1 protein-coding gene is annotated in these 289 nt (G+C 52.2%); it reads right to left on the reverse strand.

What is annotated here, in order from left to right:
• Window positions 1-251 (reverse strand): hypothetical protein (locus NCS03_RS31015; protein WP_250530508.1); only part of this gene is annotated, 251 nt, incomplete at its 3' end.
• Between the last annotated feature and the right edge of the window lie 38 nt (window positions 252-289).

Below are 289 nucleotides of genomic sequence, written 5' to 3' on the forward strand. Positions count from 1 at the left end.
GTTTGAAAGGTATTTGAAATGTTGTCCCATATCTGCCTGAAGTAGTCGAGAACGCCTGTATCTTCGAGAAAGGCCATGATCCCACCGATTTGATCCTTGAAGGCAATGAAACCTGCTACCACGACACCAATTGCAAGTGCTATGAGGCCCACAGGACCCGACAGCAAGCCGAAACCGGCAATGATAGCCGGAAGTGCCATACCAAGCACCCCAACGACCGCCACAAGCGCACCAAGGCCACCAACGACCATGAGGATTGTCGATGCCAATTGAGGGTTCGCTTGTACCC

Source organism: Caballeronia sp. ATUFL_F1_KS4A, assembly GCF_023630905.1.
GTDB classification, from domain to species: Bacteria; Pseudomonadota; Gammaproteobacteria; order Burkholderiales; family Burkholderiaceae; genus Caballeronia; species Caballeronia zhejiangensis.